Origin of the sequence: Ulvibacter antarcticus, from assembly GCF_003688405.1 — a bacterium.
GTDB lineage: Bacteria > Bacteroidota > Bacteroidia > Flavobacteriales > Flavobacteriaceae > Ulvibacter > Ulvibacter antarcticus.
Genome location: NZ_REFC01000016.1, coordinates 74,108 through 92,405 on the forward strand (window position 1 = coordinate 74,108; position 18,298 = coordinate 92,405).

The 18,298-nt window shown below is 35.6% G+C and carries 20 protein-coding genes; 17 read left to right on the top strand and 3 right to left on the bottom strand.

Translation table 11 applies throughout. The features are described 5' to 3' along the window. Positions 1-37: 37 nt before the first annotated feature. The gene (gene typA, locus BXY75_RS15970) at positions 38-1,831 is read right to left on the bottom strand and encodes a translational GTPase TypA (protein WP_211331836.1); all 1,794 of its coding nucleotides are present in this window, start codon (positions 1,829-1,831) and stop codon (positions 38-40) included. Positions 1,832-2,330: 499 nt separating this feature from the next. On the opposite strand from typA, the gene BXY75_RS15975 reads away from it, so the two are divergent. The 6 genes from BXY75_RS15975 (at position 2,331) to kdsA (ending at position 6,532) form a co-directional block, all read left to right on the top strand. Further along, positions 2,331-2,744: a T9SS type A sorting domain-containing protein gene (locus BXY75_RS15975; protein ID WP_121908782.1), complete on the top strand. Its 414-nt coding sequence runs from the start codon at positions 2,331-2,333 to the stop codon at positions 2,742-2,744. Between the two features lie 167 nt (positions 2,745-2,911). Further along, on the top strand, positions 2,912-4,009 hold the full coding sequence (locus BXY75_RS15980) for a poly(ethylene terephthalate) hydrolase family protein (protein WP_121908783.1): 1,098 nt from the start codon (positions 2,912-2,914) through the stop codon (positions 4,007-4,009). 72 nt (positions 4,010-4,081) lie between these two features. After that, positions 4,082-4,504, top strand: a complete 423-nt coding sequence (locus tag BXY75_RS15985; RefSeq protein WP_121908784.1) for a MarR family winged helix-turn-helix transcriptional regulator — start codon at positions 4,082-4,084, stop codon at positions 4,502-4,504. Between the two features lie 53 nt (positions 4,505-4,557). Further along, the gene (locus BXY75_RS15990; protein ID WP_121908785.1) at positions 4,558-5,058 is read left to right on the top strand and encodes a DOMON domain-containing protein; all 501 of its coding nucleotides are present in this window, start codon (positions 4,558-4,560) and stop codon (positions 5,056-5,058) included. An 87-nt stretch (positions 5,059-5,145) separates the two neighbouring features. Further along, positions 5,146-5,571, top strand: coding sequence for a nuclear transport factor 2 family protein (locus BXY75_RS15995; protein WP_121908786.1), 426 nt, complete (start codon positions 5,146-5,148; stop codon positions 5,569-5,571). A 142-nt stretch (positions 5,572-5,713) separates the two neighbouring features. Next, positions 5,714-6,532 carry a 3-deoxy-8-phosphooctulonate synthase gene (kdsA, locus tag BXY75_RS16000; RefSeq protein WP_121908787.1) on the top strand — a complete coding sequence of 273 codons (819 nt, stop codon included), beginning with the start codon at positions 5,714-5,716 and terminating at the stop codon, positions 6,530-6,532. Here kdsA and BXY75_RS16005 read toward each other — a convergent pair. Beyond that, complete coding sequence (locus BXY75_RS16005) at positions 6,523-6,885, bottom strand: DUF1801 domain-containing protein (RefSeq protein ID WP_121908788.1); 363 nt, start codon at positions 6,883-6,885, stop codon at positions 6,523-6,525. The two genes, kdsA and BXY75_RS16005, sit on opposite strands and share 10 nt — an antisense overlap. A gap of 532 nt (positions 6,886-7,417) precedes the next feature. Here BXY75_RS16005 and BXY75_RS16010 point away from each other — a divergent pair. From BXY75_RS16010 to BXY75_RS16055, 11 genes are all read left to right on the top strand, one after another. Then, entirely contained in the window at positions 7,418-7,801 is a 384-nt protein-coding gene (locus tag BXY75_RS16010) for an ArsR/SmtB family transcription factor (protein ID WP_262697295.1), read from the top strand. Then, complete coding sequence (locus BXY75_RS16015) at positions 7,794-8,255, top strand: SRPBCC family protein (protein WP_121908854.1); 462 nt, start codon at positions 7,794-7,796, stop codon at positions 8,253-8,255. Before BXY75_RS16010 ends, BXY75_RS16015 begins: the two co-directional genes overlap by 8 nt. 573 nt (positions 8,256-8,828) lie before the next feature. Next, on the top strand, positions 8,829-9,437 hold the full coding sequence (locus BXY75_RS16020) for a hypothetical protein (protein ID WP_121908790.1): 609 nt from the start codon (positions 8,829-8,831) through the stop codon (positions 9,435-9,437). A gap of 2 nt (positions 9,438-9,439) precedes the next feature. Next, the gene (locus BXY75_RS16025) at positions 9,440-9,742 is read left to right on the top strand and encodes a winged helix-turn-helix domain-containing protein (RefSeq protein WP_121908791.1); all 303 of its coding nucleotides are present in this window, start codon (positions 9,440-9,442) and stop codon (positions 9,740-9,742) included. A 58-nt stretch (positions 9,743-9,800) separates the two neighbouring features. Then, entirely contained in the window at positions 9,801-10,085 is a 285-nt protein-coding gene (locus BXY75_RS16030; protein WP_121908792.1) for a hypothetical protein, read from the top strand. A 33-nt stretch (positions 10,086-10,118) separates the two neighbouring features. Beyond that, on the top strand, positions 10,119-11,462 hold the full coding sequence (gene creD, locus BXY75_RS16035; protein WP_121908793.1) for a cell envelope integrity protein CreD: 1,344 nt from the start codon (positions 10,119-10,121) through the stop codon (positions 11,460-11,462). A 152-nt stretch (positions 11,463-11,614) separates the two neighbouring features. After that, complete coding sequence (locus BXY75_RS17395) at positions 11,615-11,995, top strand: ribosomal maturation YjgA family protein (RefSeq protein ID WP_121908794.1); 381 nt, start codon at positions 11,615-11,617, stop codon at positions 11,993-11,995. 62 nt (positions 11,996-12,057) lie between these two features. Next, positions 12,058-12,825 (top strand): DUF3857 domain-containing protein, encoded by a 768-nt coding sequence (locus BXY75_RS16045; protein ID WP_121908795.1) that lies wholly within the window; start codon positions 12,058-12,060, stop codon positions 12,823-12,825. Beyond that, positions 12,826-14,028 (top strand): transglutaminase-like domain-containing protein, encoded by a 1,203-nt coding sequence (locus tag BXY75_RS16050; protein WP_121908796.1) that lies wholly within the window; start codon positions 12,826-12,828, stop codon positions 14,026-14,028. It begins immediately after the preceding gene. 174 nt (positions 14,029-14,202) lie between these two features. Further along, on the top strand, positions 14,203-14,364 hold the full coding sequence (locus BXY75_RS17175; RefSeq protein ID WP_170152914.1) for a hypothetical protein: 162 nt from the start codon (positions 14,203-14,205) through the stop codon (positions 14,362-14,364). Positions 14,365-14,685: 321 nt separating this feature from the next. Continuing rightward, positions 14,686-16,974, top strand: coding sequence for an ATP-binding response regulator (locus tag BXY75_RS16055; RefSeq protein WP_121908797.1), 2,289 nt, complete (start codon positions 14,686-14,688; stop codon positions 16,972-16,974). Between the two features lie 486 nt (positions 16,975-17,460). On the opposite strand, the gene BXY75_RS16060 is transcribed toward BXY75_RS16055, so the two are convergent. Next, positions 17,461-18,069, bottom strand: a complete 609-nt coding sequence (locus tag BXY75_RS16060; RefSeq protein ID WP_147437300.1) for a hypothetical protein — start codon at positions 18,067-18,069, stop codon at positions 17,461-17,463. Positions 18,070-18,298 lie beyond the last annotated feature (229 nt).

The window sequence follows — 18,298 nt, forward strand, 5'->3', positions numbered from 1 at the left end:
AAACAATAGCGCGTTGCTTTTATAATTTGAAACTAACTTATAGCTTGTTACGCTTTCTATCAGTTTCTTTAAGATAAACCTTACGAAGACGCAAGTGATGTGGAGTTACCTCTACATACTCATCTTTCTGAATGTATTCCAACGCTTCTTCCAATGAAAATTTGATAGCAGGAATAATCTTCGCTTTATCATCCGCTCCTGAAGAACGAACGTTAGACATCTTTTTAGTTTTAGTGATATTCACGGTCATATCATCCTGACGTGTATTCTCACCAATTACTTGTCCTTCGTAGATATCCTCATTCGGATTTACAAAGAAACGACCTCTATCCTGTAACTTATCAATTGAATAAGGAATCGCAGAACCATTCTCCATAGATACCAAACTTCCGTTTTGACGTTCTGGAATACCTCCTTTAAGCGGTTGGTATTCTAAGAAACGGTGCGTCATAATAGCTTCCCCAGCCGTAGCGGTCAAAAGCTGATTACGCATTCCGATGATACCTCTTGATGGAATCTGGAATTTGCAGATCATACGATCTCCTTTTCCTTCCATACTCAACATTTCACCTTTTCTGATGGTCACCATATTAATAGCTGTTCCACTCACATTTTCAGGTAAATCAATAGTCATTTCCTCAACAGGCTCACATTTAACACCATCAATTTCCTTAATGATTACTTGTGGCTGTCCGATTTGCAATTCATATCCTTCACGACGCATAGTTTCGATCAATACAGAAAGGTGCAATACACCACGACCGAAAACCATAAATTTATCGGCACTATCTGTTGGCTCCATTCTAAGTGCCAAGTTCTTTTCAAGCTCACGCTCCAAACGCTCTCTAATGTGACGAGAAGTTACAAACTTTCCATCTTTTCCGAAGAAAGGCGAATCGTTAATTGTGAACAGCATACTCATCGTAGGCTCATCAATAGCAATCGTTTTTAATCCTTCAGGGTTTTCAAGATCGGCAACAGTATCGCCAATTTCGAAACCTTCAATACCAACTAAAGCACAAATATCTCCTGCCTGAACAGATTCCACTTTTCTCCGACCTAAACCTTCAAAAGTGTGTAATTCTTTTATTCTTGCTTTCTGAATGCTCCCATCTCGCTTTACCAATGCAACTTGCATTCCTTCTTTTAATTCACCTCTTTGCAAACGACCAATTGCGATACGTCCTGTAAAAGATGAGAAATCTAAAGATGTAATCAATAATTGAGGAGTTCCCGCCTCAATTTTCGGAGCAGGAACGTGTGCTAACACCATATCCAATAAAGGCTCTATATTGTCTGTTTGGTTTTTCCAATCATCACTCATCCAGTTGTGTTTCGCCGAACCGTAAACTGTTGGGAAATCTAACTGCCACTCTTCAGCACCTAATTCGAACATCAAATCGAATACCAACTCATGTACCTCATCTGGCGTACAGTTTTCCTTATCCACTTTATTTATAACCACACAAGGCTTCAATCCAAGATCGATCGCTTTCTGAAGTACAAAACGCGTTTGAGGCATTGGACCTTCAAAAGCATCAACCAATAGTAATACACCATCAGCCATGTTCAATACACGCTCTACTTCACCACCAAAATCGGCGTGACCAGGAGTATCGATAATATTAATTTTTGTGCCTTTATATACAACAGAAACGTTTTTGGAAGTAATTGTAATTCCTCGTTCACGTTCCAAATCATTATTATCCAAAATCAAATCCCCTGTATGTTCATTCTCTCGGAACAAACTACAGTGATGCATAATCTTATCTACCAAGGTCGTTTTACCGTGGTCAACGTGGGCAATAATAGCGATGTTTTTAATATTCATAACGATACTCTGTTTAAAGCGAAACACCTTATCTACCAGTATTTTACAAAGTGATTGTCACTTTATTTATTGGCCTCTGTGTTCGCGGCTGCAAAAGTAGTGTTTATTAATCGAATTAAATGCATACTTAACTTTTTATTTAACAGCCAATAACTCAATGATTCCCGTAGTATTTTGGGCGTTCCCACTTTCACTTTTCGTTCCTCAAAGCTTCAGTGGGCAGGCTTTCGGCTATATCCCTGTAGTGCCGATGAAGTAGAGCGAAGCTCACTTCACGACTACTACGGGGGATGCCGCCTCTATCCTTAACGCAGCCTACAATGATCTAAGAGACAATTCAACTTTTTACTTTTTCAGGTTTACTTTTTTCAATTTCACATTTTACATTTTGCGGTTTTAACTTTTTAAGCACCAATTCTTTCCGAATAAAAAACCCCCTTACATGTTTACTAAATAATCACTATCTTTAAGTACAGCTCCCTTTCAAATTTTCTTGATTATGAAATTTAAATTACTAACCACAACGGCGCTGCTTATTATTACCTCCTTGCATGCCCAGCTCGAACCGCAACCAACTCTTTCTTCCACTACAGAAAAAACGAATTTAGCCCACTCATTGGATATGGATAATGACGATAAAAATGTTCAGAATGAAAACACCCGAAATTTGAATATTTCAGAACATATACAAAGTCCATTTACCGTCTATCCAAACCCTACAAATGGTATAATAATAGTGGGGCCGGAATCCAAAATTGGTGCAATCTATGTTTTTGATGCCCTGGGAAGCTTAGTTTTAACCGTTCACAATTCAGAAAAAATTGATCTCACCGATTTAAATTCCGGCGTCTATATCATAAAAATTGAAACAAGCAATAATGAATCTAAAATCCGAAAGGTGATTAAAATATAGGATATATCGTGAAGTAGATACGCTTCTTCATTAAAATGAATTTGAAAAAGCTAAATCTAAAAAATTAAATTATAGTGTCACAGCAGCATTCAACAATGATTGCAATTAATGACTTATTTCTATCTCTTAATAGATTAATACTTAAATTAGTATTTTAAAAAGAAAATATGAAAAAATTATACCTTGTCTTACTGCTCACACTTTTCTCATCCCTTTTTACTAATGATATTTTTGCCCAATGTGAGGACATCACTGTAGACAGTCTTACAAACCCCGGTCCTTTTGACGTAGCAACACTCACCGAGGCAGATGGAATACGAAACGGTCCCGATTATTTTGGAGCTACGATTTATTACCCTACTAATGCTACGCCACCCTTCGCCAGTATTGCAATCGTGCCCGGATTTACAGCATTGCCTTCTAGTGTTGAAGAATGGGGCCCCTTCTATGCATCTCACGGAATCGTGACCATTATTATCGGCACGAATTCTATTTATGATTTTCCCGAAGCACGAGCCATTGCTCTAATAGATGCCTTGGAAACTATTAAGCAAGAAAATAGTAGAGCCACATCTCCCCTTGAAGGAGCGCTTAATCTAGATCAATTGGCCGTAAGTGGATGGTCTATGGGTGGTGGTGGCGCTCAAAGAGCAGCTGTACTCGATAACACTATTGCCGGTGTTGTTGCCTTATGTCCATACCTCACTAATCCTCAGCTCACTCATCAAAGTCCGGTGTTAATTTTTAGTGGAGAGAATGACAACGTAGCACCTCCCTCCCAACACGCTGATATTCATTATGACATAACACCAATTACAACTGATAAATTACTTTTTGAAATCGCAAATGGTAATCACTCGGTGGCGAATACACCTAATGGCGGTGGCGGTTCTGTTGGAAAAATAGCGCTAACATGGCTAAAACTATATGTAGAAGAAAATGACTGCTATTGCCCATTATTAACAGACGAACTCTTAGTAAATCCGCCGGCTGCTTCTAAGGTAGAGCAGGATTTCGAATGTGAATTATTAGGAGTAAATAGTCAAGAATTAGCCATCGGATTTTATCCTAATCCGACGAAAGGCATAGTTAATTTAGAAATTCTTGAAGACGTTCAGTTCAAACTCATTTCGCCCTTAGGCCAAGACTTATTGAGAGGAAATCTAAGCGGTGATAACAAACAAATTGATTTGTCTCCGTTCCCTTCAGGAATGTATTTCTTGAATATTGAAGGTCAAACTATTAAACTGGTGAAGCACAACTAAATTAATTCAAATAATCTTTGATATTAAAAAAATATATTTATATTTACAACATCAACTATTGATATATCATTTATGATTGAAGAAGTAATACTTTTCCAAATCGACAAAACTAGTAAGGTTGCAAAACAATACTCCCAAAGAGAGTTTGATAGATTAGGTTTAGAAATTACGGTTGAACAATGGATACTCTTAAAAATTGTCCATGAAAGTAATGATATTTCACAAAAAGAATTGGCGGAAAAATCCCTACGAGATCCAGCTTCAATTACCCGAACACTTGACTTATTACAAAAGAAGGAACTTATCAACCGCCTACCCATTCCTGAAAACAGAAGGCAATATAGTATTGACTTGTCAAAAAAAGGAGTTGTTTTTATTAAGACCAATATGCCATTAGTAGATGCACATAGAAAAAAAAGCATTGAAGGCCTTTCAGAAAAAGAACAAAGAAATTTAAATGAACTTTTAAAAAGAATACAGGAGAATATGAGTTAAAAAAAATTTAAACTATTAATTGATATATCAATAATTGACATTAAAACAACTATATGAGAACAATAATTATCACTTTACTTATTGCGAGCTTATCATCAATATTGCTGGGACAGGAACATTTGAATAATATCAAAAAACATGGAATGGAAATTCAATGGTATTTCGATCAAGATACCATCCAATTTACAATGGCGGCTCCAACAAATGGCTGGGTCACCATTGGATTTAACGAAACCAACTCTATAACAGGAGCTTATCTTTTAATGGGAAGGGTTCGCCAAAACATTGCTGAAGTTGTAGAACATTTTACCTTAAGCCCTGGAAACTACAAACCCATTAATTCGTTGGACGATCATATTTTGGTAAATAATGTTTCAGGTGTTGAATCTAACAATACAACAACAATTTCGTTTTCTGTCGAAGTTTCATCAGCATGTAAATACCAAAAAGAACTTTCAGTAGGTAAATCTTATTGGATGATTATAGCTTACAGTTTAGAAGATGACTTTCAACATCATTCTATAATGAGAACTTCCGTTCATATAACCCTATAAAAATGAAGGCAGCAATCAATTTAAGCGCCCCTTAACTAGCACTCATAGTATCAAAAAATAATTATTACAAACTAAAATTCAAATAAAATGAAAAATCAAATATTCGTAATCGCAATTGTGTTTTGTTTTACGCTAAACACCTATGCCCAATCATCAGATACCGTCGAAATAACCAACACTATTAATTCCTTTGCCAAGGCGGGAGATAATAATGATGTTCAAGAACTTGAAAAATATCTTGACGGTAATTATCGCATCGTAATGAACAGACTTTTTGGAAGTAATGAAGTTAATATTATGCCTAGGAATATCTATTTGGAAAAAATTAAGACTAAAGAATATGGTGGAGATAACCGAAGAGTTAACATAGATAACATAACAATAAACGGAAATACCGCATGTGCCAAAGTAGTTTTTAATGGCACAAAACTTACTTTTACATCCATCATCATTTTAATTAAGAATGAGGAAGGTTTATGGAAACTTGTCAATGAGACTCCTATAGTTGGATAGGATTTATTCTAAAATGATGGTAAGATGGACTATACATTGATTGCAAAATCTGTTTTACATCTCTTTAATAGAGGAATTAAAAACGCACGACAATACCGTCTTAAAGTGCTTTTCATTATCTTTGCAACCTTAAAAAGATGCTATGAAACTAGACTTAATTCCGAAGTTAAAACATACCAATTCCAACAACTTCTTCTTACTTGCAGGCCCATGTGCTATTGAAGGAGAAGAAATGGCGATGGTCATTGCTGAGAAAATTAAAGCAATTACCGAGCGTTTGGAGATTCCATTTATTTTTAAAGGAAGTTTTAAAAAAGCCAATCGTAGTAGAATTGATAGTTTCACTGGAATCGGCGATGAAAAAGCATTAAAAATACTTCGTAAAGTTTCAGAAGCTTTCGATGTGCCAACAGTGACAGATATTCATGAGGTGAGCGATGCCGCTATGGCTGCTGAATATGTTGATGTACTTCAGATTCCTGCCTTTTTGGTGCGACAAACGGATCTGGTAGTCGCCGCCGCGAATACCGGCAAGGTGGTAAATCTTAAAAAAGGGCAATTTATGAGTCCGGAAAGCATGCAACATGCCGTTAAGAAAGTAACAGATTGTGGCAACCAACAGGTAGTAATTACAGATCGCGGTACTATGTTTGGGTATCAGGATATGATTGTAGATTTTCGTGGTATTCCCACTATGAAGCAATATGCACCTGTTGTATTGGATGTTACTCACAGCTTGCAACAGCCTAACCAAACCATTGGTGTAACAGGTGGTCGGCCCGAAATGATAAGCACCATCGCCAGAGCCGGAATTGCTACGGGAGCCGACGGATTATTTATTGAAACACACTTTGATCCTGCTCATGCGAAAAGTGATGGTGCGAATATGCTCGACATTCATCTACTTGAAAAACTGCTTACCGATCTGGTTGCGATTCGGAAAACCATTAATCATTTGTAATACTTTTTGTCTTTTAATAGGTAGGCTTCGGAAAGAACTTCGGTAAGAACAAGATCGTTTATATCGCTTAGCTGAAGATACCTTAATGATTTCATATGTTTTCTTCCTTCAGAAATCATTTCCGAAGTATGCTTAGTAAGATGTGCGGCATTCCAAAATCCTAGATCAACATATCCCTTGGTACAATTTAGATAACAAAAAGGCCGCTTTCCATGGATATAATAAAATGGGATTTTATACTTGTAGAGCATCACTGCTTCAGGAACTATAGCTTCAATGACCAATTGCAGATGCAATAAAATTGCCCTTTGAGGTTCCGGTTGTTGCAGTATATAGTGAGCAGCAGGATTCATACTTCCGAAGATACTCTAAATAAAAATTCCGTCGGATATGAGACGACGGAATTTTTCTGGCTGCTTCAAATAAAAATTGGTTGGTTAGTAGTTGAAGCAATAAAGGCCACTCGCGGGCGAATGACCTTTATTTATGGTTGCTATTTTAACTCCCCAATTAATTAAGCAATACAAAGATGTGGATAAACCGATTTGGACACAAGAGGCAATCAACTGAAATAAAAAGGGGGTTTTTCCTATTTCTGAAGGAGTTTCAGGATAATCATCAAAAAACAATTAAACGAGCTTAGAATTATACAACTGAAAAAGGCTGTTCGATTAAGAACAGCCTTTTAACATATTTGCTTGTATTAACTCCCCAATTAATTAAGCAATACAAAGATGTATATAAACCGAGTTGAAGACAAGAGGTATTCAACTGAAATTAAAAGGGGGTTTTTCCCTAAAAACAGGATTGTCTCAGTATTTATAGTACTTCAAGGATAAAAATGATATTAAGAAAAGGCATATTCTAAGAATAACAAGGATTAATTTGCGTAACCGATCGATTACCTATATATTTATAACTAATCGGTTACCTATTAATATGAGAAGAGATGTTTACCAGGCTATTGCTGATCCCGTGCGAAGAGAAATAATTGAGCTATTAGCTAAAGATTCTCTTAGCATAAATTCGATTGCCGAAAAATTCGAGGTGAGTCGACCAGCGATTTCTAAGCATCTAAAGATTCTTAACGAATGTGAAATAATAGAATTTAAGAAAATAGGAAGAGAACGCTTATGTTTTATACAGCCTAAGACACTTTTACCTGCATTTATATGGATACAGCAATATCGCAAACTATGGGAGGACAAATTAGACTCATTTGAGAATTACCTAAACACCTTACCAGCTAAAACCAATGATCATGACTAAATCGAACGACAAAAGTAAACGTACTATCGCCATGAACAGAACCTTCAAGGCACCCATCAAATTGGTGTGGGAAGCCTGGACAAATCCCAAACATATTGCTAAATGGTGGGGTCCAAAAGGAATGGAGACAAAAGTGATAAAACATGAATTCAAAGTCGGTGGCACATGGAAATACACAATGCAAATGCCCAATGGGAAGGATTTTATTACAGAAGGAGTCTATTCTGAAATCATAGAATTTGAAAAAATTGTAAGCTCTGCCGATTTCAAACCTATGACTGAAGGCGTAGAACTTGAAATTATTTTTAAGGATTTGGGAGACACAACCGATTTTACTTTTAATGTAATTCATCCTTCCGAAGAATATTGCAAACAACAGGAGGCAATGGGAATTTACAATGGATGGGGGGCTACCTTCGACCGACATATATTATATTTAGCAGATAACAAATAAAAAAACCGCACTTTTTAGGTACGGTCTTTTCATATTCCTGTTTGGATTTACTTACTCTATTAATAAGTTATGCAAAGTTGAAGTATAACAGGTTTAGAGACAAGAGGCAATCCACTGGAATTTTTAAGGGTTTTCCCTGTAATTGACAAGTTGCTATAAAAACTACCCCCTATAAAAAAAGCCACTCAAAAAGAGCGGCCAATTTTTATCGCTTTTATTAACTCCCCAATTAATTAAGCATTGTAAAGGTGCGAAAATAGTAGAATACCATACAAGAGGGTTTTTCCTGTATTTAAAAAGGGGTATCACTTGTAGCTTGATTGGACGGAGTTAGGATAAAAGGAAAGAGACTGTATCTTTCGACACAGTCTCAATTTTGGTTTAATCAACTCCCCAGCTAATTAAACCAATCAAATATTCAAAAACTTTGTGATCAAAATCAACAGGAGTTTTCCTGTTTCTAAAAAGGGGTTTTTCCTATTTTCGGAAAAATCATAAAATTTATATAAAAATTGATTGACTACTTTGTCAACTCGAAAATTAATTTAACTTTGTAATTCAAAGTACTTTAATATGAGTGAGCAAGATTATTTAAAAGACATAAGCGAGATAAAGAATCTCATGAATCGTTCTTCAAGATTCATCTCTCTTAGTGGTTTGTCGGGTATATTCGCCGGAATCTACGCCATACTAGGCGCAATTATAGCTTATGCTTTCATCTTTTCTAAACAAAAGGAAATACTTATCCTTCATAGTTTAGAGTTTAAAGTGCTTATAGGCTTACTTATTTTGGTAGCCGTACTAAGTGTTGTTACTGCCTATCTCCTTACCACTCAAAAAGCCAAAAAAAACAAAGAGAAAATTTGGGACGGTACCACAAAAAGGTTGCTTCTTAATTTCCTGATCCCTTTGGTAACAGGAGGTATTTACATTATTATAAAATTAAACAGCCAGCATTATGGTCTCACGGCTTCTCTCATGCTTATCTTTTATGGTTTAGCGCTCGTAAATGCATCTAAATATACCATAGGAAATGTAAAATATCTTGGCTATGCCGAAATAATCATCGGACTTATCTGCGCGGCATTACCCGGCTATGGTTTCTGGTTTTGGATACTCGGTTTTGGATTAATGCACGTTATCTACGGAAGTATTATGATGTTTCATGAGAAAAAAGTCTAATCGTGGGAATTATCGACAACATCAATAAATTATTTGATCATCGCATTCGGCTTGGGATTATGTCCATCCTAATGGTTTATGAAGATGCAGATTTTAATCGTCTAAAAGAATTATTGAACCTAACGGATGGTAATCTCGCAAGTCATGTCAAAGCTTTGGAACAGGCCGAATACATTCTAGTACAAAAGTCTTTTGTGGGTAGAAAACCAAACACACGTTATAGTGCCACCAAACTAGGTAAAGCAGAATTCATTAAACACATTCAAGCCCTGGAAAAACTATTAAATAAGAATAAAGAAAACTAGCTGAAGGATTTTTTTTAATTATTCACTTTGAATTTCAAAGTACTTTAAAACAACATGTATGAAGCGTTTACAAATTAGCATCAATGTCGCCCTTTCCTTTTTTTGCTTAGGAACTCTCTTGTTTCTAATCCAACTAATACTGCATGATTACAGTAGTTTTATGGTGATAGGATTTTTCTACCTCATAACAGCGATTGTGGTTAATCTGATGGTACTTCTAGCACTAATTGTTGCACTTATTGTCGACGATCAAAAAATAAAAACATTGCAATCCATGGGGGTGAGTCTTTCAAATATCCCCATTGCCGCGCTCTATGCATTCATCATCTTAAAAATTGTATAACATCTATTATTTAAACATTTAACACATCATACTATGGAACAGAAAAGAGGAAAAATTGGAAACTGGTTGCGCAACTCAATTACAGCCAGAATGTTGGTCGTCGGATTTTTACTAATCGTTTTACTTATCCCACTTGAATTTGTAAAAAGTTTAATTAGTGAGCGATCTTACAGACAAGCTGAAGTTATTCAAGACATAAACGGAAAATGGGGGAATGAGGTCCTCCTATCGGGTCCCATTTTAAAGATCCCTTACAAAACTTTCAAGGAAGTTCGGATCTACGATGAAAAAACGAAAACCTATTCCACCGTAAATGAAGAAGCCGTTCGAGATGCATACTTTTTTCCTGAAACTTTAGATATTGTTTCAGATATTGACAGCAAACCCTTGAGTCGAGGTATCTATGAGTCGGTGGTATTTACGGCAGACATTAACGTTAACGGGAAGTTTCCGAAGCCCGACTTCTCAAAATCCGATATAAAAGGAGAACATATTTTATGGGAAAAAGCTACCGTGATTATTAATACCTCCAACCTCAAAGGCATTAGAAATACGCCCGTGGTTAAACTGAATTCCCAATCTCTCTCTATGTCACCAAAATACAGCACAGACTACCTAAACACCATTGAAAGTGGATATATTGAAGGTCTAAAAAACACAGCAAACATGCTCTCATTTTCTTTCGATTTAAAGATCAATGGAAGTGAAAGTCTTAAGTTTCTTCCAATTGGAAAAGAAACAACCGCCCGAATGAAATCAAACTGGCACTCCCCTAGTTTCGATGGTCGTTTTCTTCCTGAAGATGGCTCACGTGAAATTTCAAAAGATGGGTTTAAGGCAGGTTGGAAGGTGCTTCAAATTAACAGACAATTTGAACAATCTTTCTTCGGAAACCTACCCGAGCTCTCGGCTTTTGGATTTGGAACTAAATTCATTATTCCAGTAGACGAATATCAAAAAAGTGAGCGAACCGCCAAATACGGTTTTATGGTAATCGGGCTTACACTCCTTGTTTTTTTATTGATACAATTGGTAAGTAAAATCTATATCCATCCATTTCAATATGTAATGATCGGATTAGCTCTAGTGATGTTTTATACCCTTTTAATTTCTATTTCTGAACATAGCTCCTTCTTAAAAGCATACGGAATAGCCGCCGCCGCAGTTCTTACGTTGATAACAGTATATTCACGGGCTATATTGAAAGTGTTTAAGTTTCCTCTCCTTATCTGCGCGTCATTAGCATCACTTTATGGTTTTATATATGTGATTATTCAGTTGGAAAATTATGCCTTATTAGTAGGAAGCATCGGACTTTTCATCATCCTGGCAATTATCATGTTCGCCTCTCGAAAAATTGACTGGGGAAATTCTTAATTGTCCCTCTAAGCTTTAAGCTGTAGGCAATGCGCTTATGGCTTTTAGTTTTTAGTTTTTATTGGTTACTGATCAATGATGACTAGTTACTGCTCACTGATCACTGTTAACTATTCACTAATCACTATTCACCGTTCACTAATCACAATACAATGAAATTTCAATTTAATTTTAAATTCGCTGGGGCTACGATTATTCTATTCTTAATAGAAGTTGGAATAGCAACTTGTCAAACTCATCATATCGTAAGGAGTTATATAGGAGATGTATTGGTAATAATTTTACTTTTTACCTTTATTCGTACTTTCTTTAAAATAGCTTCGGAAAAGTTAGTGTTGTGGATATTAATTTTTGCCTTCGTCATTGAGTTCCTTCAACTGTTTCAATTAGCGGAAACTTTTAATATACAATCCCACGTTTTTAGAATTATAATCGGCAGTGTCTTCGACCCCTGGGATTTAGTAGCATATGTAATTGGTAGTATTATAATATTAGTAATGCTGAAATTTTTCCGAAGAAAACAACCAAATTAACTTTCTAATTTGTGGTAATTTTATATTTTGCCGCCTCAATACTTCAAATTATAATTCTGCTTATGACTACCCATAGGAAATTCCTTTGCCTACTACTATTATGCGTTTCGATTACATTATTCTCACAACAGCGCCTCACTGCCGAATTTGGCAGCCCTACCACTGAAGATTTCGCACTTCAATCTTATTCTCCAAACCCGGACGCCGCTGGAGTTGTCTTATTCGAAAGCGCAAAAAATTATGTTGATGTTGTAGAAGATTATGTAAAACTGATAAAAGAAGTACACGTCAAAATAAAGGTATTTAACGCCGCTAAATTTGACCAAGGAACTGTGTTAATTCCTTATTACAATGTAAAAAACAAGAGCGAAAATATAGCTAAAATATCTGCAATAACGCATAACGGAAAGTTGAAATCCTATCTTTCAGAAAAAAACATATACAGCACCGATGAGACTCCTAAGTGGTCGCTGAAGAAATTTACTTTCCCGGATATCCAGGATGGAAGTATATTGGAATATAGCTATCGCATTGAATCTAACTACTTTTCTACCTTCGATGGATGGCGATTTCAAGGTGAATTGCCTAAAATATACAGCGAATTGCACACCAAGATACCAGGAAATTTTAGCTATCACAGAGTACTTCATGGCGGTTTAGAGCTATACATTAATGAAGCGGAAATTCAAAAGACATGTTTCACACTTCCGGGCTATGCCGTGGATGCCGATTGTGAAGTTGCAACCTACGCAATGAGAAATGTTCCAGCTTTTAAAAAGGAAAATCATATGTTATCTGAGGATAACTATATTGCGAGAATGCATTACTAATTGGAGCAATACGTCGATTTTAGTGGTGGAAAACACCCATATACTAGAGATTGGAAAGATGTTGACACTGAATTTCGACACAATTTGGATTTAGGCCGGCAATTAAAAAATACTAATTATTTTAAAAAAGTACTTCCATCAACGCTGTTTGAAGAATCGGACGATCTGAAAAAGGCCAAAGCAATTTATTATTATATTCAAGATCAGATGGCTTGGAACGGAAAATTTCGAGTGTCACATGAGATTGATGTCAAAGAAGCGTACGAGCGTAAATCTGGCAATAGTTCCGATATAAATCTGTCCTTACTATGTGCCTTGGATGCTGGTGGTCTCGATGTAAAACCGATGCTTATTTCAACACGAGGGTTTGCGATGCCGGTGACGCAATTTCCTACTATTAATGATTTTACAACTTCGATCGTTTTGCTTGAAATTGGTTCTGAAAAATATTTTCTCGATGTTACTGATAAGAATACTCCCTTCGGAATACTTCCTTATCGCGATTTAAATTTTCAAGGGCGGGTAATGGATTTTAAGAAAGGAAGTTATTGGGAGCCGATTTTACCGTCACTAAAGAACATGCATTATATAAATGCAAAAATCAAAGCCAATGAAAATGGTATTTTTGAAGGACAGGTGAATGAGGTTTCTACAGGCCTAATTTCTACGGAAATGCGAAATAAACTATCCACTATTTCAATGGAACGGATACGTCGATCCAAAGAGACGAAGAGTGAAATTGTAGAGGTTACTGCCTATGATGTGGAAAATAAGAAAGATCTGGAAAAACCCCTAAAAGAAAACTATAACATCATTGTAAATACTGAAGATGTCGGTTCAAAAACATTGTTGTTTCCATTTTTTGTTAAGCCTTATTTTACTGAAAACCCATTTGTGGTATCTACTCGCGCCTTTCCAATTGATTTCGGGTTTCCAATTACCAACAATTATCTAATTTCTATAGATCTGGCAGATCACTATGAAGTGGTGGAAGTCCCGGCGAATAAACTTCTAAAGCTTCCCATGAACGATGGAGAGTTATCGGTAGTTTTTGATGTTTCTGGCACTAAGATCAACATACGGTTAAACGTAAGACTGAATAACCCCCAATTCGCGCCCGAAGCATACAAAAGCCTTCAGGAGTATTTTGACACTTTAAACGTTATTCAAAATGACAGTCCAATTGTGTTAAAGAAATTTTAGAAGATAATTCAATTACAATATTCGCTTTATCCTTAAAGGTTATAACATATGGAAAAGAAACTTTTTAAACGTTTTTGAAATCCAGAAGAAGGAACCTATAGTGTTGGCAACCTATAAATTGTGGTTCACAATACCAATGGAACTACAGCATCACCTCAGTTGAAACTTTTATATATGACTTATTTATTTTACGTTATGTTCGCATTATTTTCATCTCCAAATGAAAGTATTCTTATACTTCCAGGGGAACCGAATGACGACAAAATAATCATGCAGGATCAAACAACAACCAACAGTTTGCTTATTCTACCGGGAGAACCTAATGATGATAAGTAAACAGCTTTAATTTAAAATTTAGCATTTACAGTTTATAAATTACCGTCGGTTAAATAGCGACGGTTTTTTAATTCTTGCAACTCTATATCCTTATAACCCAAGCCTTAACCCGTAAGTAAAACCATAATTTTCGGACAAATTGGAATCCCTTTTTATGAGGGTAATTAGTAAGTGATTTTAAAAAGATCTTACCCTAAATAAGGAAAACAGTAGAATTAAGTTTATATACTACTGCATATCACCTCTATATCTCGATATAAAACAGCCAATTAAGTGGGTTTTGAGATATTTTATTTATATTTAGCGTCCAAACCTACTTAAGTGAAATTATCAACTACTCTTCTCCTAGCAACTTGCTTGTTGTTTTCAGACCTATCAGGGCAGAATAAACCTGTCTCAATTCAGGATACTTTGAAACTGAGTGAAAGTGAAATTAAGATAAAAAAGATTGATTCGCTAAGAAGATATACGCGAAATCAGTTTTATCAAAATAATTTTGATATCACTATTGAGGTAGGTCAGGAGACGCTTAAACTTGCGAAAGAGATTAACGACCTTAAAACTATTTTCTCTATTTATAGCATCATGGGAAATGCTTTTCTCAAAATAGAGGATACTACTCAGGCAAAGCGGATTTTTTCAAAAGCATTAGCAGAAGCTGAAAGAATTAAAGCAATAAATGATGCAGCTCCCGATAAATCTTCACAAGTAAATTACAATTACGATCGAAGTATCATTACGGCAAAGATAGATTTAGGAAATTATTATGCATTGCAGGAAAAAGCCAAACCTGCCATAAAGTTGTACCATGAAGCTATTCCACTAGCCGAAAAATTAAAAGATTCATCACATCTCTTTATTCTTAATTTCAATATAGCCGAATTAAATCTAGACTTAAAAAATCTGGAAGAATCGGAATTCTATGTTAATGAGACAAATAGATACATTGAGAAAAAGCAAATTGTAGAGGCATATAGAGCTGTTGCAAAGTTGAATCTTGGAAGACTTTATCTACTTAAAAATTATCCGGCATTGGCCAGAACAGAACTTAGACAATGCATTGAACTTGCCGAGAAATCTGGCTATACGGAAGCGAACATTGAAGGACATGAATTCTATGCTCAGTCGGAAGCTATGCTTGGCAACTATGAAGCTTCTTATCGATTAGTGATGAAAGTGGATTCGCTTAAGAGCGAAAAATATAAAACCGACAAGATTGAAGCCATAGAAACCGTTACCGCAAAATTCAAGCTCGATCAATACGAAAAAGATCTGGAAGCTAAAATAAAGGAAAACGAATATAATAAACAGGCTACTAAAAGAGAGACCACAATTCTTTGGATTAAGATCGCTGCAACCATACTATTTGTATTTTCAATCTTTTTATTTATTTCGGATAGAAGACGTAGAAAGCTTCTTATTGATCTTACCAAAAAGAACATACAATATTTAAAAGCAAAGGAAAAAACAGAAGAACTTTCTAAAGCGAAGACAGTATTGTTCTCTAAGATCACTCACGAACTCCGAACACCTATGTACGGTATTATTGGGATTTCATCGCTACTAATAAAGGATAAAAAAATAAAAGAACATTCGGAAGATCTAAGGTCTTTAAAATTTTCGGCAGATTATTTATTGTCCCTTATAAATAACGTACTTCAATTAACAGCTATTGATTCAGACAATAAGAAAAAATTAAATAAAGCAGAATTCAACATTTACGATCTAATTAAAAATGTAGTTGAATCGGCAAAATTTATCAATACCGCGAATCCCAATAAATATACCATATCGATAACCAATGATATTCCAAAACTACTTATTGGAGACCAAGAAAAATTATCACAGATATTAATGAACTTGGTTGGTAATTCATCTAAATTCACTGATGCCGGTGAAATTAAGATTGAATTAAATCGTTTAGAAGATCTCAACGATCAAATTCAAATTGGTTTTTGCATTTCAGACACCGGAATTGGTATTTCTAGAGAGATGCAGCGTGAAATGTTCAATGAGTTTTCGCATTCGAAGACAACAGATAACTTTCATGGAACCGGTCTGGGCTTACCAATTGTTAAAAAATTGCTTGAAATGCATAAGTCGGAAATCGAAATATCGAGCGAACTTGGTGCCGGCACCACCGTAAACTTTGTGTTACTTTTTGAACGTTCTGTAAATGAGGAAGAGGAAAATGACAGTTTAGAAAATCGTGATCCTGAAAAATTCAAAAACAAACGAATCCTTGCTGTCGACGATAACAAGATAAATTTGATCGTAACTAAAAAAACATTAGAACTATACGGAGCTGATGTCACAATAGTTGAAAGCGGTAGGAAGTCTATTGAATTACTTCGAAAAGAATCATTCGATTTAATATTAATGGACATCAACATGCCCGAAATGTCTGGATTTGAAACCACCGTAATCATTAGAACATTTAATACCGAAATACCTATTGTTGCGCTAACCGCCGTAGAGCTGGAGAAGGTTACCGAAGAGAGTTCATTCGATTTGATGAATGATCTTATTATTAAGCCGTTTAAGAACGATTATTTTATAAATAAGATCGCGTCTCATTTAAATTTGGACAAATTTGTGAGAACTTTCTAGAACCTCTTTCCAGTCTTCGTTTATTCTTGCTAATCCCCTTTACCATTTGAGAGCTTTTAAGGCTGTGTCTTATTGTTTTTAGACTATACAGAAGCTCCACTACCATTTCTCAATATTAAAGCCGCTCCTTTGCACTAAACTCAAAATATCCTCCTTCTCACAAAAAAACCAAAGAAGCAGTAGTTGAAAGCAATTTATTCCATAGCCCATTGGGTAAATCGCAGGAATGAAACACCAATATCCATTATTTTATAACTACGCCTATAACAAGCCGGTTGATTCTCGATTGGTGCTGTAAATACAGACGTATGATGTTCATGAAGACAAGTGTAACGTATGCCTAGTATTTACGGTATAGAACTACATTATTATAGGTATAGCTGGTATCTTTCACAAAAAAAAATGCACGCTATAACATTTATAGTGTGCATTTTTATAATTTTTCGATATAAATTCAGCTTTATAAGCTCATCATAGATAGTTGTGCTATTGTTGCATTATTATCCATTTACCTCTGACACCATCATACATTAGTTGTACCATCTCATATTGCTCTACTAAAACATTACCTGAACCTTCAATTCGGTTTCCTAATAGGGATAGTAAACTGTTCCTTAGGATAATTAAATCACTAGTTTGTGGGTACAACCAAATTGTTTGGCCATCAACCCCTGCTAATAAGCCGGTCATTGTCATTGTAGGCCAAATACTGTTTAGTCTTATTACTTTATAATCTTCATTAGGTTCCCCAGGAAGTATTAGCATTGCAATGTCACTTACTACTGGTAGCACAAAGGTAGGTGCTGATCCTATTTCGACAACTCGGTCAATGGCACTTATCTTGTTATTTTTTAAAATCACATTCTCATCGATTTCAACTTCTATAAAGTTTCCTAAATCATCGAGTCCAAGAATCTTTGTGGCCAGCAATGGAGTTTCACCAATAACTTCTCCGTCATTAGGCTCCATGCCTCTCATTCGTATGGTACCTGCTACATCCAGCGTACTGGTAGGCTCGGTAGTATTAATTCCAACTTGACTGTAAATAGTACTGCTAATAAGCAGTAAGACGAAAAATGGGGCTAATATTTTCATGAGGCGTACTTTATAGAACAATTTTATGCTTTAATCGGGACTTTTCAAAGCATATGTAAGAATTATCTTAATCTTTTCGATAAAATGCGTATATATTCGATAAAAAGCAACAAAGAATCGGAATTATATTACTAATTACTAGAACCTTACAAGAAAGCCATCACTATTAGCGATATGGTTATTGAGCCAAATAAGTTAATCGGGTTTTATAAACGCAATGAAGAATAAG

Bases quoted from the DNA above. Each gene is read 5' to 3' on its own strand.
- BXY75_RS16030 (WP_121908792.1), top strand. From the start codon at position 9,801: ATGAAGCGTTTACAAATTAGCATCAATGTCGCCCTTTCCTTTTTTTGC.
- BXY75_RS17395 (WP_121908794.1), top strand. From the start codon at position 11,615: ATGAAATTTCAATTTAATTTTAAATTCGCTGGGGCTACGATTATTCTA.
- creD (WP_121908793.1), top strand. From the start codon at position 10,119: ATGGAACAGAAAAGAGGAAAAATTGGAAACTGGTTGCGCAACTCAATT.
- BXY75_RS15975 (WP_121908782.1), top strand. From the start codon at position 2,331: ATGAAATTTAAATTACTAACCACAACGGCGCTGCTTATTATTACCTCC.
- BXY75_RS15980 (WP_121908783.1), top strand. From the start codon at position 2,912: ATGAAAAAATTATACCTTGTCTTACTGCTCACACTTTTCTCATCCCTT.
- BXY75_RS16020 (WP_121908790.1), top strand. From the start codon at position 8,829: ATGAGTGAGCAAGATTATTTAAAAGACATAAGCGAGATAAAGAATCTC.
- BXY75_RS16045 (WP_121908795.1), top strand. From the start codon at position 12,058: ATGACTACCCATAGGAAATTCCTTTGCCTACTACTATTATGCGTTTCG.
- BXY75_RS15985 (WP_121908784.1), top strand. From the start codon at position 4,082: ATGATTGAAGAAGTAATACTTTTCCAAATCGACAAAACTAGTAAGGTT.
- BXY75_RS17175 (WP_170152914.1), top strand. From the start codon at position 14,203: ATGACTTATTTATTTTACGTTATGTTCGCATTATTTTCATCTCCAAAT.
- BXY75_RS15995 (WP_121908786.1), top strand. From the start codon at position 5,146: ATGAAAAATCAAATATTCGTAATCGCAATTGTGTTTTGTTTTACGCTA.
- BXY75_RS16015 (WP_121908854.1), top strand. From the start codon at position 7,794: ATGACTAAATCGAACGACAAAAGTAAACGTACTATCGCCATGAACAGA.
- BXY75_RS15990 (WP_121908785.1), top strand. From the start codon at position 4,558: ATGAGAACAATAATTATCACTTTACTTATTGCGAGCTTATCATCAATA.
- kdsA (WP_121908787.1), top strand. From the start codon at position 5,714: ATGAAACTAGACTTAATTCCGAAGTTAAAACATACCAATTCCAACAAC.
- BXY75_RS16060 (WP_147437300.1), bottom strand. From the start codon at position 18,069: ATGAAAATATTAGCCCCATTTTTCGTCTTACTGCTTATTAGCAGTACT.
- BXY75_RS16005 (WP_121908788.1), bottom strand. From the start codon at position 6,885: ATGAATCCTGCTGCTCACTATATACTGCAACAACCGGAACCTCAAAGG.
- typA (WP_211331836.1), bottom strand. From the start codon at position 1,831: ATGAATATTAAAAACATCGCTATTATTGCCCACGTTGACCACGGTAAA.